Here is a 14,043-nt window from a genome sequence, read left to right as displayed (position 1 = left end):
ACGCTAACGTGCGGGGCTGTGACGGAATCGATCAACGACGCAGCGCTCCCGGGCCGGCACGGCCCCGGTGCCACCACGGAGATACAGCCCCGCCGCGTGGGCCCGGTCCACACCGCGTACGCCCCCGACCCCGACGGCGACCCGGATCCGGGCGAGATCGTCTGGACGTGGGTGCCGTACGAGGAGAACGACGGCCGCGGCAAGGACCGCCCGGTGCTGGTGGTCGCGCGCGAGCCGCGCGGCACCCTGCTCGCCGTACAGCTGTCGTCCAAGCGGCACGACCAGGACCGGGAGTGGGTGCCGCTGGGCTCCGGGCCGTGGGACCGCAGCGGGCGGGACTCCTGGGTGGACCTGGACCGGGTGCTGCGGGTGCACCCCGAGGGGATGCGCCGGGAGGCGTGCGCCCTGGACCGGCAGCGGTTCCATCTGGTGGAGCACCGGCTGCGGCTGCGCTACGGCTGGTCCTGACCCGGCGGCCGGAGCCGGTCCGGGGGCGGCCGCCCGCCCACCGTCCCCACCGCCACGGCCGCCGCCGCGCATCCGGCCCGCGCCGCCGCCACCGGCTCCGCCCCGCCGAGCCACGCGGCGAGATACGCCCCCGTGAACGCGTCCCCCGCCCCCGTCGTGTCCACCGGATCCGCCGGTACGGCGGGGACCCGCGCGGCCGGTCCGCCGTCCCGGGCGACCAGCGCTCCGCCGGGGCCGAGGGTGACGACGGCCGTGCCGTGCACCGCGCTCAGCTCCCCGGCGGCCCGCGCGGGATCCGCCGCGCCGGTGAGCAGCCGGGCCTCGGCGGCGTTGGGCAGGATCAGGTCCGCGGGGCGGATCGCGGAGCGGAAGACGTCCACCCCGAGGCGTTCGATGAATCCCGTCGACGCCGGGTCGACGCTCAGTGTGGCGCCCCGGGCGTGCGCCGACGCGGCGACGAGGGCGGTCAGTTCACGGCCGCCGGGGGTGAAGCAGAGGTAGCCGGAGAGGTGGACGTGCGCCACCCCCGCGAGCAGGTCCTCGTCCCAGTCGGCCGGGGTCAGGGCGACCGACGCCCCGCTGTCGGTGAGGAACGTCCGCTCGGCGCCGTCCGCCCCGTCGACCAGGGCGATCACCGTCCCGGTGGGCAGCCCGGGGTCCACGCTCAGCCGGGGTTCGACCCCGTGGCGCCGCAGCTCCGTCGCGTGCCAGCCGGCCGAGTCCCGCCCCGCCCGCCCCAGCATCCGCACCGCGGGGGCACCGCACCGGGCGGCCCACGACGCCGCGTTGGCGCCGGCGCCGCCCGGCAGCGTCGTGATCCGCGCCGCGGTGTCTGTACCGGGGGCGAGCGGCCCGGTGTGCCGGGCGACGACGTCCGTGACGACGTCGCCCACCACCAGCAGCCCTACGGCCGCAGACACCGCGCGATCTCCGCCGCCACGCGCACGTTCCCCCGTACCGCCGCCAGGTTCGCCTCCAGCGAGGCGCCCGCGGTGTGCCGCGTGAGGTACGCCAGCAGGAACGGCGTCACGGCCTGCCCGGTGACCTCCTCGCGTACGGCCGCCGCGAGGCCCTCCGCCAGCACCCGGTCGTGCAGGGCGGGGTCCAGCTGCTCCGCCTCCGGCACCGGGTTGGCGACGATCACCGACGAGGGCACGCCCAGCTCGCCCTGCGCCCGCAGCACCCCGGCGGCCTCCTCGGGACCGTGCACCGTCCAGTCCACCGGATGCCCCGAGGACCGCAGGTAGAACCCGGGGAACTCGTCCGTCCCGTACCCCACGACCGGCACCCCCAGGGTCTCCAGCCGCTGCAGCGTCGCCGGTACGTCGAGGATCGACTTCACCCCGGCGCACACCACCGCGATCGGGGTCCGCGCGAGCAGGCCCAGGTCCGCGGACTCGTCCTGCGTCGTCACCCAGTCCCGGTGCACACCGCCGAGCCCCCCGGTCGCGAACACCGGGATCCCGGCGGACGCCGCGAGGAACGCCGTCGCGGAGACCGTCGTCGCCCCGGACGCCCCGAGGGCCCGGGCGGGCGCGAGATCCCGCACGCCGATCTTGCGCATGGCGTCGTCCTCGGCGACCCGGGCCAGCCCCTTCGCGTCCAGCCCCACGTGCGGGACGCCGTCGAGCACGGCGATCGTCGCCGGTACGGCGCCCGCGGCGCGGACGATGCCCTCGAGTTCGACGGCGACCCCGGCGTTGCGGGGGCGGGGGAGGCCGTGGGCGATGATCGTGGATTCGAGGGCGACGACGGGGCGGCCGGCGTCCATGGCCTCGCGTACCTCGGAGGAAAGGTTCATGTGCTGTACTCCCCGTTCCAGGGCGTGCTGAAGCCCAGCCGGTCCGGATAGAGCTCCGCCCAGTCGGGCTCGCCGGCCTCGGCGGCCTTCTCGTCGTGGCACTCGGGCACCAGCCCGAACCGGATCCCGTCGTGCCGCAGTTCGAACGGGCGGATCGCGATGTCCCCGAACTCCAGTCCGGGCAGGCTGCCGAGCAGCTGCTCCAGCCGCGCGTCGAGCCGGCCGTCCGCGGGTACGCCGGGGCCGGGCGTCCAGATGTCCGAGCCGGTGTGCGTGCCGTCGGCGTCGAACCGGTGCAGCACGGCGTACCAGCGCCGGTGGCGCAGCCAGTCGTCGGCGCCCGGGCGGAAGTCGTCCGTGTAGGCGGCGGTGACCGAGGCGAAGAACTGGCCCTCGTCGTAGCGCCCGATGTGCTCGGTGCGATAGCCCGGTTCGTACCGGATCGGGATGACCGCGGGGATCGGCATGCGCATGACCCTAGCGGGTTGATCGCGAAAGGTGACGGCCCGGGGCGGGTCTTACGCGGACGGGAGTGTCCCGAGGTACTCCGGGGGCACCTGGGACACCAGCCAGACGCCGTTGGCGCTGCGGCGGAACTCGGTGCCGTCGGCGTGCAGCCGGGCCGCGTCCACCGTGAGGACGACGGGTTTTCCGCGCCGGGTGCCCACCCGGCGGGCGGTCGCGACGTCGGCGGAGAGGTGGACGTCGTGGCGGTTCATGGGGCGCAGGCCGTCACGCCGGATCTGTGGCAGCGCGCTGCCGACGGTGCCGTGGTAAAGCACGGCCGGCGGTTCCACGGGCTCGTAGCCCAGGTCGACGGTGATGCTGTGGCCCTGGCTGGCGCGGATGCGGCGGCCGTCGGCGGAGAACGCGAAGCGCTTCTTGTCGTTGCCGGCGACCACCTCGTCGAGGTCGGCCCGGCTCACCCGGATGCCCCGCGCGGCCAGGGCCTTCAGCAGGACGTCCACCTCCACCCAGCCGGCGCCGTCCAGCGCGACGCCGTAGTGCGCGGGATCGTGCCGCAGGCAGTGCGACAGCCGCTTGGAGGTCCTGATCAGTCTCTTCTCATCCATACCCGACCGAGGGTAGGGCGCACGGGGGGCCGGGTGACAGCCGTTTTCCCGGTACGGTTCAGTGCTCCTCGGTGAGCTCGCGGAGCTTCAGCACCGTGTTCCAGTTGCGGGCCGTGGCGGTGAACCCCAGCTTCTTGTTGGCGAAGTTCGCCGCCAGCTTCGAACGGCCGAGGCCGTTGGGGCACCAGACGTAGACGACCCGGTCGCCGACCACGTACTGGTCCGGCTCGTACTTCTCGGGGTCGTCCGTCTGGAACCAGGTGTCGCGCGGCACCGCGGAGAGGAACACCGCCAGGAATTTGGCCGGTTCCGCCGTTGCGTCCGGCAGCGGGTTGCTCTCGATCAGCTCCAGGATCTCGTCGCGGGTGCGGACGATGACCGGGATCTGCAGGCCGAACTCCTCCGAGATGGCCAGCTCGATGGACATGGCGGTCTTCTCGGGGGCCGTGCCCGGGTCGTCGAAGACGATGTTCCCGCTGGCGACGTAGGTGACGACGTTCGCGTAGCCGCGCTCGGTGAGGATTTCACGCAGCCGAGCCATGGGAATCTTGTTGGTGCCGCTGACATTGATCCCGCGCAGCAGGGCAATCTGCTTGCTCACGCCCGCACCCCTCCCTGGAGTCGATCATTCCTTTGCCGTCCGCGGCATCCTGCCACGAGTGAGTACGGCGAGCACAGCCACCGGGACGAGCAACGCCGCTCCTACGGTGTTCAGCCAGCCGTAACCCGCCTGTGCCACGACCACCCCGGCCAGGGCTCCGCCGGCGCCGGCGAGGGAGCTCATCGACAGGTCCGCCAGGCCCTGTACCCCGGCCCGGGCGGCCTGCGGCACGGAGTCGGTGAGCAGTGCGGATCCGGCCACCAGGCCGGCCGACCAGCCCAGGCCGAGGACGAACAGGCCGACGGCGCTCTGCACATGGTTGCCCCGCGCGGTGCCGGCCAGCAGCGCGGCCAGGGCGAGCAGTGCGACCGCCAGGCCGATCACGGATATCCGGCCCAGGCGATCCGCGAGCCAGCCCATCACCGGCGAGAACGCGTACATGCCGAGGATGTGGCTGGAGAAGACGAGGCCGATCAGCTCGATGTCCGCGCCGTGGTGGACGAGGTCCAGCGGCGTCATCACCATGATCGCGACCATCGTGGTGTGCGAGACGGCCACCGTCAGCAGCGCCAGCCGGGCCATCGGCGAGACGCGCACCGCCGCCAGCGCCGCGCGCAGCGACCGGTCCTCGGGTCCGGCGCCGTCCCCCGTGGCCAGGGCGCGGGCCGTCAGCAGCGGGTCGGGGCGCAGCGCCACCGCCATCACCGCCGCGGCGACCAGGAACACCCCGGTGGCCCAGACGAACGGGCCGGCCGACTCGGGGACGCCCGCGCCGGAGACGCTGCGTCCGGCGGGGGCGGCGATGTTCGGCCCGAGGACGGCGCCGATGGTCGTCGCCCAGACCACCGTGGCGATCGCCCGGCCCCGGCGGGCCGGCTCGGCGAGGTCGGCGGCGGCGAACCGGGCCGCCAGATTGGCGGAGGAGCCGGCGCCGAAGGCCGCCATCCCGGTCAGCAGCAGCGCGAAGCTGCCGATCACGGACGCCAGCACCACCAGCGCGGCCCCGGCGGCGCCGATCAGATACGCGAGCACCAGCCCCGCCCGCCGTCCCCGGCGGCTCATCAGCGAGGCCAGCGGCAGCGCGAGCACGGCGGTGCCGGCGACCGTCGAGGTCTGTCCGAGACCGGACATCGCCTCGGAGCCCGACACCTCCTCGGCCAGCAGGGCGGACAGGGCGATGCCGATCGCCACGCCGAGACCGCCCAGCACCTGGCTGACGAGCAGCACGATCGTGGTGCGGCGGCGGACGCGGGGCAGGCCGGCCGTCAGCGCGGCGAGGTCCTGCGGGCGGGTCGGTTCGAGGGTGCTCACGCCCGGAAGTGTCTCAGAACGTGCGTTCGGGGAAAGCTGCGCGCGAAGGACTAGAACAGAGGCTCCGGGAGCACGCCCTCCAGGGCCAGCAGCCGGCGCTTGGTCTCGAGCCCGCCGCCGAAGCCGCCGAGCCCTCCGTCGCTCTCCACCACCCGGTGACAGGCCACCACGACCGGCAGCGGATTGGACCCCATGGCCCGTCCCACGGCCTGCGCCGCGCCCGGCTCCCCGACCCGCTCGGCCAGATCCTGGTACCCCACGACCGCCCCGTACGGCACTGTGGCGTCGAGCGCCCGCAGAACCCGGAGATTGAAGCCCGACGACAGGGACCAATCGAGCGGGAGATCGAACACTTTCCGCCGTCCTGCGAAATACTCGGCCAACTGCTGGGCCGCCTGGGGTATACACGGCACGGCACCGGGCTCCGGGACGGCGTCCAGCCGCTCGCCCAGTCGCCGCAATACGGGACCCGCCGCCCGCTCGTCCGTGTGGAAGCCCACCTTGACCAGCCCCGACTCTGTGCCGGCGAGCAGCAGGGGGCCGATTGAGGTGTCCATTACCAGCCAACCGAGCGTGGAAGCGTCCATGCCGGTCAGCCTAGGGCGCCCCACTGACACCCTCCGGGCTGCTCGCGGTGCCCCCGGTCAGAAGTGATCGAAAGACGCATGATTTCCGCCACGGCTTTCGTCCCGTTGTCCAAAACTGAGTGTTCCGTACACCAGTGCCACTAACATCATCGGTTGCTCCAGCCGGTGACTTCCAGGGGTTCCCCCCCCGGACCCACTCGTCGCCGGGCGCCCCTAGCAAGCGCTTGTCCCCCCTCTGTCCCCCCACGGACCCTGTCCGGAATCTGGGAGTCACCCCGTGCAAGATGCGGTACCGGTCGACGGTTTCAGCTACGGCCTCCTCACGCCTCTCGCGGCGTTCTGCATGGCGATGCTCGGCAGCGCCCTGGGCCTGAGATGCACGATGCGCGCGCTGACGATGGACCAGTCACGCCGGTTCGGCTGGCTCGCGCTCGGCGCGGTCGCCATCGGTACCGGCATCTTCACCATGCACTTCATCGCCATGATGGGCTTCACCGCCCGGGACGTGCAGATCAACTACGACCTGCCCCTGACCCTGGCCAGCCTGCTGGTCGCCGTTGTCGTCACCGGCGTGGGTGTGTTCCTCGTCGGCTACCGGGGACGCACCCCGGTGGCCCTGACCACCGGCGGCGTGATCACCGGTGTCGGCGTGGCCTGTATGCACTACATGGGCATGGCCGGCATGCGGATGGACGGCGCCAAGCAGGTGTACTCGGCGGGCGTCGTCACCCTGTCGGTGATCATTGCCGTGGTGGCCGCGACGGCGGCGCTGTGGCTGGCCATGACGGTGAAGAAGTTCGGTGTCGCCATCGGCGCCGCCCTGATCATGGGCATCGCCGTCTGCGGCATGCACTACACCGGCATGGAGGCCCTGAGCGTCCATCTGACGAGCGCCACGGGCACCCTCACCGGCCGTACCCCCGCCGAGATCCTGGCGCCGATCCTGATCGGCCCCGTGCTGCTGCTGGTCTTCGTCGGCCTCTTCGTCGGCATGGACCCGCTGGAGCGCGAGTGGCGCCACCGCGGCAAGGGCGGTGACGAGGAGAAGGAGGAGCCCTCCGAGCCGCCCCTGTTCGAGCGCTCGGCGTTCGAGCCGCGTTCCTGAGCGCTGTACGGCGGCGCCCCCTCCTCCGGGAGGGGGCGCCGCCGCGCGTTTCAGCCCGGGTATCCGGCCCTCCGCAGCGCCGCGGCCACCAGATCCGGCCGGTTGGTGATGATCCCGTCCGCGCCCCAGCGCGCCAGCGTCACGGCGCGCGCCGGGTCGTCCACGGTCCAGGCGTACGCCTCCAGCCGCCGCCCGTGCGGACCGGTCAGCGCGTGCACGGCGGCCCAGTACCCGGGCGACAGCGTGGTGTGCAGCGAGTTGATCTGGTCGGTGAACCGCGCGTACGCGGGCAGGTCGGCGACCGCCGGCGTGCCGAGGAAGGCGGTGCGCACATCGGGCCGCAGCCGGTGCACGGTCCGGATCGACCCCGCGTCGAAGGACTGGACGAGCAGCCGCCGCGCCACGTGCGCCCGGTCCAGCCAGCCGAGGTCGCGCAGCGTGCGCACGATGTCGGCGGCCAGCCCCGGATGGTCCTGCGGCTGCTTGACCTCCAGCACCAGGTTCCGGCCGGTCCGCTCGACCCGGTCCAGGTACTGCGCGAGGCTCGGCACCCGCTGCCCCCGCCACCGCGGGCCCTTCCAGGCGCCCGCGTCGAGGGCGGAGATCTCCTTCCAGGTGAAGTCGCCGACCTTCCACGGCGCCCGGCCGGGGAACTTCTGTTCGACGTCGGTGGTGCGGGCCAGCGTCGGGTCGTGCAGGACGACCAGCGTGCCGTCCCTGGTGCGCTGCACGTCGTTCTCCACCCAGGCGATGCCCAGGCTGCGGGCCAGGTCGACGGCGGCGAGGGTGTTCTCGGGCGCGGCGTGGGAGGCGCCGCGGTGGGCGACGGTGACCACGCGCCCGTCGTGTCCGGCGGCGGCCACGGGAACGGCGGCGAGCAGCGCGGCCAGCGCCGCGACGGTGCCCGCCAGACAGGTCGTGGCGCGCGTACGCGTCCGTTTCACTCGCCGTGTCGGCTGTTGTCGGTGATCTCGCACATGCAGAGGGTCACCGCCGAAGGCGCCGGGGGGCCGGGTGACACGCCGGTTCGTCCCGGTCCGTACCGAACGTTCCGGTCGCAGGGGGCTTTGTCGGTGGCAGGTCGTACCGTGGAGCCATGCGGCCCGTATCCGAGATCGAACGCAGTATGGCGACCCCGTTCAAGGTGGTCAGCCCCTATCAGCCCAGTGGTGACCAGCCCGCCGCGATCGCGGAGCTGGAGCAGCGCCTGCGCGACGGCGAGAAGGACGTCGTCCTGCTCGGCGCGACCGGCACGGGCAAGTCGGCGACCACCGCCTGGCTGATCGAGCGGATGCAGCGGCCCACCCTGGTGATGGCGCCGAACAAAACCCTCGCGGCCCAGCTGGCGAACGAGTTCCGTGAGCTCCTCCCGGACAACGCGGTGGAGTACTTCGTCTCGTACTACGACTACTACCAGCCCGAGGCGTACGTCCCGCAGACGGACACCTACATCGAGAAGGACTCCTCGATCAACGAGGAGGTCGAGCGCCTGCGCCACTCCGCGACGAACGCGCTGCTCACCCGCCGCGACGTGATCGTCGTCGCCTCCGTCTCGTGCATCTACGGCCTGGGCACCCCGCAGGAGTACGTGGACCGGATGGTGCCGCTCGAGGTCGGCGCCGAGCTGGACCGCGACCAGCTGCTGCGCCGCTTCGTCGACATCCAGTACACGCGCAACGACCAGGCGTTCACCCGGGGCACCTTCCGGGTCCGCGGCGACACCGTCGAGATCTTCCCGGTGTACGAGGAGCTCGCCGTCCGCATCGAGATGTTCGGCGACGAGATCGAGGCCCTCTCCACGCTGCACCCGCTCACCGGCGAGGTGATCAAGAGCCACGAGCAGCTGTACGTCTTCCCGGCCTCGCACTACATCGCCGGCCCCGAGCGGATGCACAAGGCGGTCCTCGGCATCGAGCAGGAGCTCGCCGAGCGGCTGCGGCAGCTGGAGAAGGAGGGCAAGCTGCTGGAGGCCCAGCGGCTGCGCATGCGCACCACGTACGACCTGGAGATGCTCCAGCAGATCGGCACCTGCTCCGGCGTGGAGAACTACTCGCTGCACATGGACGGCCGCGAGACCGGCAGCCCGCCGTACACGCTGCTCGACTACTTCCCCGACGACTTCCTGCTGGTCCTCGACGAGTCGCACGTCACGGTGCCGCAGATCGGCGCCATGTACGAGGGCGACGCCTCCCGCAAGCGCACGCTGGTCGACCACGGCTTCCGCCTCCCCTCCGCGTTGGACAACCGGCCGCTGAAGTGGGAGGAGTTCCTCGAGCGTGTCGGCCAGACGGTGTATCTGTCGGCCACCCCGGGGCCGTACGAGCTGTCCCGCGGCGACGGCGTCGTCGAGCAGATCATCCGCCCGACCGGTCTGGTCGACCCGGAGGTCGTGGTCAAGCCCACCGAGGGCCAGATCGACGACCTGGTGCACGAGATCCGCAAGCGGACCGAGAAGGACGAGCGCGTCCTGGTCACCACGCTGACCAAGAAGATGGCCGAGGACCTCACGGACTACTTCCTCGAGCTCGGCATCCAGGTCCGCTATCTGCACAGCGACGTCGACACCCTGCGCCGTATCGAGCTGCTGCGGGAGCTGCGCAGCGGCGAGTTCGACGTCCTCGTCGGCATCAACCTGCTCCGTGAGGGCCTCGACCTGCCCGAGGTGTCGCTGGTCGCCATCCTCGACGCCGACAAGGAGGGCTTCCTGCGCTCGGGGACCTCGCTGATCCAGACCATCGGCCGCGCCGCGCGCAACGTCTCCGGCGAGGTCCATATGTACGCCGACAAGATCACCCCGGCCATGGCCAAGGCGATCGACGAGACGAACCGGCGGCGCGAGAAGCAGGTCGCGTACAACAAGGAGAAGGGCATCGACCCGCAGCCGCTGCGCAAGAAGATCAACGACATCGTCGCGCAGATCGCCCGCGAGGAGGTCGACACCGAGCAGCTGCTGGGCACGGGCTACCGCTCGTCGCGCCCCGCGGCGGCGAAGAAGGACGGCGCGGGCACCCGGGCGCCGGTCCCGGCGCTCGGCGGCAGGGCGAAGAAGGCCGCGGCCGAGGCCGGCACGCCCACCGAGACCCCCGTGGCCGAACTGACGCAGCAGATCGAGGACATGACGGAGCGGATGCGCGGCGCCGCGGCCGAGCTCCAGTTCGAGCTGGCGGCCCGGCTGCGGGACGAGGTGCACGAGATGAAGAAGGAGCTGCGCCAGATGAAGGAGGCGGGGCTGGCCTGATGCCGAATGTCCGCGTTCCATGCGCCCGGACCCGTATTAACTGAGGTCGTCCGGGTTGTGTGGGCGTCGGGGGGCGCGCGTTGTTTCAAGAACGCCACAAAAGACGAAACCCCCCCGGCGCGGCGTACGTCCTGCCCCATAGGGTGGGTGCGAAACCCGGGCCGCAGGCCCAAGCGATCGAGGAGGGGACCCGCGTGAGCGTCAACTTGTCCAAGGGACAGGCGATCAGCCTGGAGAAGCAGGGCGGCGGCAGTCTGTCCGCGGTCCGGATGGGACTCGGCTGGCAGGCGGCGCCGCGCAGGGGTCTGTTCGGTTCGCGCACCCGGGAGATCGACCTCGACGCCTCCGCGGTGCTCTTCGCCGACAAGCAGCCGGTCGACGTCGTCTTCTTCCGTCACCTGGTGAGCGACGACGGCTCCGTCCGGCACACCGGTGACAACCTCGTCGGCGGCGCCGGCCAGGGCGGCGACGACGAGTCGATCCTGGTGGACCTGCAGCGCGTGCCGGTGCACATCGACCAGATCGTCTTCACCGTGAACTCCTTCACCGGCCAGACGTTCGCCGAGGTGCAGAACGCCTTCTGCCGGCTGGTCGACGAGACCAACGGCCAGGAGCTGGCCCGCTACACGCTGACCGGCGGCACCAACGCCACGGCGCAGATCATGGCGAAGGTCACCCGCCAGGGCGGCGGCTGGACGATGACGGCCATCGGCACGCCGGCCGCCGGCCGTACGTTCCAGGACCTCATGCCGGCGATCCTGCCGCATCTGTAGGACCGGGACAGGAACACCCAGGGGAGGGGCAGGAATGACGGCCGAGCTGGTGCATGGGCAGAACCATCCGCTGCCCGGGGCACGGCTGGAGATCCGGCTGACGGCGGGCAATCCGGTGATCGCCGGGGTCACGCTCGCCGACGAGCGGGGCCAGGTGCCCCGGCCGGAATGGGTGGGGCACCCCGGTGCGCCCGTCCTGCCCGGTCTGGAGCTGCCCCGGCAGGCCGCCGCCGAGCACCGGCTCGCGGTGGACCTCGGCGCCCTCCCCGACGACGTGTGCCGGGTGAACGTACTGATGGCGCTGCCCGGCGGAGTGGGCGGCCCGGAGCGCTTCGGCGCCCTGGCCGCCCCGCACGCCGCGATCACCACCCTGGACGGGACGGAGATCGCCAGCTTCACCGTCACCGGGCTCGACTCGGAGTCCGCGGTGTTCGCCCTGGAGCTGTACGAGCGGCAGGGCGCCTGGAAGGTCCGGGCGATAGGCCAGGGCTACGCCGGCGGCCTCGCCGCCATGCTCGCCGACCAGGGCCTGCCGCAGGCCGCCGACCTCGCCGCCCGGATCAACGACGCCGTGGCCGAGGGCCTGGCCCGCGCGGTCGGCGCCGCCCCGGTGACCGCGTCGAACGGCGCCCGCCCGGGCGCCCAGGGGGGCGCTCCGGCCTCCCCGACGCCCCCGCCTTCCCCGTCCTCTCCCGCGACCGGCGTCAACTACCGCCACCCCGGCCGCCGCGACGACACCCCGCCCCAGCCCGTGTCACCGCCGCAGCCCCCGCCGACGGCCGGCTCCGGCGTCAACTACAGCCACCCCGGCCGCAGCACGACCCCCCCGCCGCCGCCCCTCGCCCCGCCGCAGGGCGACGGGCCCCGGGTGCCCGTGGCCGGCGACGCCACCGGCTGGTCCATGGAGGAGCGGCTGTACAACCAGGTCTGGGGCATGTTCGAGGACCTGGCCCGCACCGTCGCCGCGTACCGCAGCGCCGTCGACTTCGCCGACTCGCGGATGGAGCGGGAGCTCGAGGGCGTCCTGTCCGACCCCCGCACCCGGATCGGCCCCGCCGCCGACGCCGCCCGCGAGACGGCCCGCGCCCGGCACGTCCAGCTGGTCGACCAGGCCCGCGCCACCCTCGACCGCGACATCGCCCAGCTCCAGGCCGAGGCGGACGTCGTCGAGCCGGCGCTGCCGCCCCCGTACGCCCGCTGGGACAACCCCTGCTGGCACGCGTACCAGGTGCCCACCGAGCATCCGATGGCCCTGCGGATGGGCGACCTCTCCCTGGAGGAGGCCGGCGGGCTGCGGATCCCGATGCTGATCCGGCTGCCGCTGGAGCGCGGCCTGTGGGTCGACACGGGCACCCGCGACACCTTCGGCCTCGCCGACTCCGACCAGGTCCGCGGCCAGGGCATCTCCCTCGCCGTGTCGATCGCCGCCCGGCTGCTCGCCTCGTACCCGGCGGGCGACTTCGCCGTGCACGTCATCGACCCGGCCGGCACCGCGTCCGGCGCGCTCACGCCGCTGCTGAACTCCGGGGTGCTGGCCGACATGCCGGCCATGGGCGCCGCGGGCGTGCAGTCGGTGCTGGGCAAGCTGACGCAGCGGGTGGACCTGGTGCAGATGGCGATCCGCAGCGGCGCCGCCGACTCCCTGCCGCCCGACATCGACACCGCCGACCAGCTGCTGATCGTGCATGACTTCCCGCACGGCTTCGACGACCGCGCGGTCACCCAGCTGCGGTATCTCGCCGACGAGGGCGCCTCCGTGGGCGTCCATCTGATGATGGTCGCCGACCGCGAGGAGTCCGGCGGGTACGGCCCGCTGCTGGACCCGATGTGGCGCAAGCTGCTGCGGATCACGCCGGTGCCCGAGGACTATCTGGCGGACCCGTGGATCGGGCACGCCTGGACGTACGAGCCGGTCACCGTGCCGCCCGGCAGCCAGGTGCTCACCCAGGTGCTGGCGCAGGTCGCGGCCGCGCGGCGGGCGTTGCCGCGCTGACGGAAGGCTCCGTACCAAGGAATCGTAAAACGCTCCGACCTGCGTCTTTACCTGAAACTTTACCTTTTCTTGGGTAAGGCTATAAGGTTTGATGACCTGGGGCGACGCGCTCCTCCCTACCCTTCCGGAGGAAGACGTGGACGTCTCGCCGATCCTGTGGACCGCGACGGTGGTGGGGCTCTGCGCCCTGATCGCCGTCGACTTCCTCATCGGCCGCAAGCCCCACGAGGTCTCCACCCGGGAGGCCGGGATCTGGACGGTCGTCTGGGTCGTGCTCGCGGTCCTCTTCGGCCTCGGCCTGCTGCTCGCGGGCGAGGGGCAGGCGTCCGGGGAGTTCTTCGCGGGCTACATCACCGAGAAGTCGCTGAGCGTCGACAACCTCTTCGTCTTCGTCCTCATCATGGCGAAGTTCGCCGTGCCCACGATCTATCAGCAGCGCGTGCTGATGGTCGGCGTACTGATCGCGCTGGTGCTGCGGGCCGGCTTCATCGCCGCCGGCGCCGCGATCATCACGTCGTTCTCCTGGGTCTTCTACGTCTTCGGCGCCTTCCTGATCTGGACCGCCTGGAAGCTGATCCAGGAGGCCCGCGCCGAGGAGCACGACGAGGAGTACGAGGAGAGCAAGCTGATCAAGGCGATCGAGCACCGCTTCCCGGTCGCCGACCGCTATCACGGCACCAGGCTGCTGATCCGGGAGAACGGCAAGCGGCTGCTGACGCCCATGCTGATCGTGATGCTCACCATCGGCACCACGGACGTCCTGTTCGCCCTGGACTCCATCCCCGCGATCTTCGGCCTGACCCAGGACCCGTACATCGTGTTCACGGCCAACGCCTTCGCGCTGATGGGCCTGCGCCAGCTGTACTTCCTCATCGGCGGCCTGCTGCGCAAGCTGGTGTACCTCAGCTACGGACTGTCGGTCATCCTCGGCTTCATCGGCGTCAAGCTGGTCCTCCACGCCCTGCACGAATCGGGGGCGCACGTCCCCGAGATCTCCATCCCGGTGTCCCTCGGCGTCATCTGCGGCGTCCTGGTCGTCACGACGGTCGCCAGCCTGCGGGCCTCCCGGAAGCTCCCCGACCGGTCCTGAGCG

14 protein-coding genes are annotated in these 14,043 nt (G+C 72.2%); 6 read left to right on the top strand and 8 right to left on the bottom strand.

The window, feature by feature from the left end:
• The first annotated feature begins 18 nt into the window (after positions 1–18).
• On the top strand, positions 19–468 hold the full coding sequence (locus SRB5_RS12880) for a type II toxin-antitoxin system PemK/MazF family toxin (protein WP_323377835.1): 450 nt from the start codon (positions 19–21) through the stop codon (positions 466–468).
• Here the strand turns inward: SRB5_RS12880 and SRB5_RS12875 are convergent.
• Genes SRB5_RS12875 through SRB5_RS12845 form a run of 7 tightly spaced genes read right to left on the bottom strand, consistent with a single transcriptional unit; the run spans position 453 to position 5,841 of the window.
• Positions 453–1,388, bottom strand: a complete 936-nt coding sequence (locus SRB5_RS12875) for a carbohydrate kinase family protein (protein ID WP_323377834.1) — start codon at positions 1,386–1,388, stop codon at positions 453–455. The genes SRB5_RS12880 and SRB5_RS12875 overlap by 16 nt on opposite strands.
• Positions 1,373–2,269: a pseudouridine-5'-phosphate glycosidase gene (locus SRB5_RS12870; RefSeq protein ID WP_153451954.1), complete on the bottom strand. Its 897-nt coding sequence runs from the start codon at positions 2,267–2,269 to the stop codon at positions 1,373–1,375. The genes SRB5_RS12875 and SRB5_RS12870 overlap by 16 nt, the downstream gene beginning before the upstream one ends.
• The gene (locus SRB5_RS12865; RefSeq protein ID WP_153451952.1) at positions 2,266–2,736 is read right to left on the bottom strand and encodes a hypothetical protein; all 471 of its coding nucleotides are present in this window, start codon (positions 2,734–2,736) and stop codon (positions 2,266–2,268) included. The genes SRB5_RS12870 and SRB5_RS12865 overlap by 4 nt, the downstream gene beginning before the upstream one ends.
• Before the next feature lie 51 nt (positions 2,737–2,787).
• Complete coding sequence (locus SRB5_RS12860; RefSeq protein ID WP_153451950.1) at positions 2,788–3,342, bottom strand: RNA 2'-phosphotransferase; 555 nt, start codon at positions 3,340–3,342, stop codon at positions 2,788–2,790.
• Between the two features lie 58 nt (positions 3,343–3,400).
• Entirely contained in the window at positions 3,401–3,943 is a 543-nt protein-coding gene (locus tag SRB5_RS12855) for a DUF1697 domain-containing protein (RefSeq protein WP_323377833.1), read from the bottom strand.
• Positions 3,944–3,967: 24 nt separating this feature from the next.
• Positions 3,968–5,254, bottom strand: a complete 1,287-nt coding sequence (locus SRB5_RS12850) for an MFS transporter (protein WP_323377832.1) — start codon at positions 5,252–5,254, stop codon at positions 3,968–3,970.
• A 50-nt stretch (positions 5,255–5,304) separates the two neighbouring features.
• Complete coding sequence (locus tag SRB5_RS12845; RefSeq protein ID WP_153451949.1) at positions 5,305–5,841, bottom strand: methylated-DNA--[protein]-cysteine S-methyltransferase; 537 nt, start codon at positions 5,839–5,841, stop codon at positions 5,305–5,307.
• 277 nt (positions 5,842–6,118) lie between these two features.
• Here SRB5_RS12845 and SRB5_RS12840 point away from each other — a divergent pair, with 277 nt between their 5' ends.
• On the top strand, positions 6,119–6,946 hold the full coding sequence (locus SRB5_RS12840) for an MHYT domain-containing protein (RefSeq protein WP_407703912.1): 828 nt from the start codon (positions 6,119–6,121) through the stop codon (positions 6,944–6,946).
• A gap of 50 nt (positions 6,947–6,996) precedes the next feature.
• On the opposite strand, the gene SRB5_RS12835 is transcribed toward SRB5_RS12840, so the two are convergent.
• The gene (locus SRB5_RS12835; protein WP_323377831.1) at positions 6,997–7,890 is read right to left on the bottom strand and encodes a glycerophosphodiester phosphodiesterase; all 894 of its coding nucleotides are present in this window, start codon (positions 7,888–7,890) and stop codon (positions 6,997–6,999) included.
• A 152-nt stretch (positions 7,891–8,042) separates the two neighbouring features.
• Between SRB5_RS12835 and uvrB the strand changes: the two genes are divergently transcribed.
• The 4 genes from uvrB to SRB5_RS12815 all read left to right on the top strand — a co-directional run bounded on the left by uvrB (position 8,043) and on the right by SRB5_RS12815 (position 14,040).
• Positions 8,043–10,184, top strand: coding sequence for an excinuclease ABC subunit UvrB (gene uvrB / locus SRB5_RS12830; RefSeq protein WP_153451947.1), 2,142 nt, complete (start codon positions 8,043–8,045; stop codon positions 10,182–10,184).
• A gap of 194 nt (positions 10,185–10,378) precedes the next feature.
• Positions 10,379–10,957, top strand: coding sequence for a TerD family protein (locus SRB5_RS12825; RefSeq protein ID WP_323377830.1), 579 nt, complete (start codon positions 10,379–10,381; stop codon positions 10,955–10,957).
• A gap of 34 nt (positions 10,958–10,991) precedes the next feature.
• A complete protein-coding gene (locus SRB5_RS12820) occupies positions 10,992–12,950 on the top strand; it encodes a TerD family protein (protein ID WP_153451946.1) in 1,959 nt (652 codons plus the stop codon).
• A 136-nt stretch (positions 12,951–13,086) separates the two neighbouring features.
• Positions 13,087–14,040, top strand: coding sequence for a TerC/Alx family metal homeostasis membrane protein (locus tag SRB5_RS12815; protein WP_323377828.1), 954 nt, complete (start codon positions 13,087–13,089; stop codon positions 14,038–14,040).
• Positions 14,041–14,043 lie beyond the last annotated feature (3 nt).

This window comes from Streptomyces smaragdinus (assembly GCF_009604385.1).
Taxonomy (GTDB): domain Bacteria; phylum Actinomycetota; class Actinomycetes; order Streptomycetales; family Streptomycetaceae; genus Streptomyces; species Streptomyces smaragdinus.
This window is presented reverse-complemented; position numbering and strand designations above follow the sequence as displayed.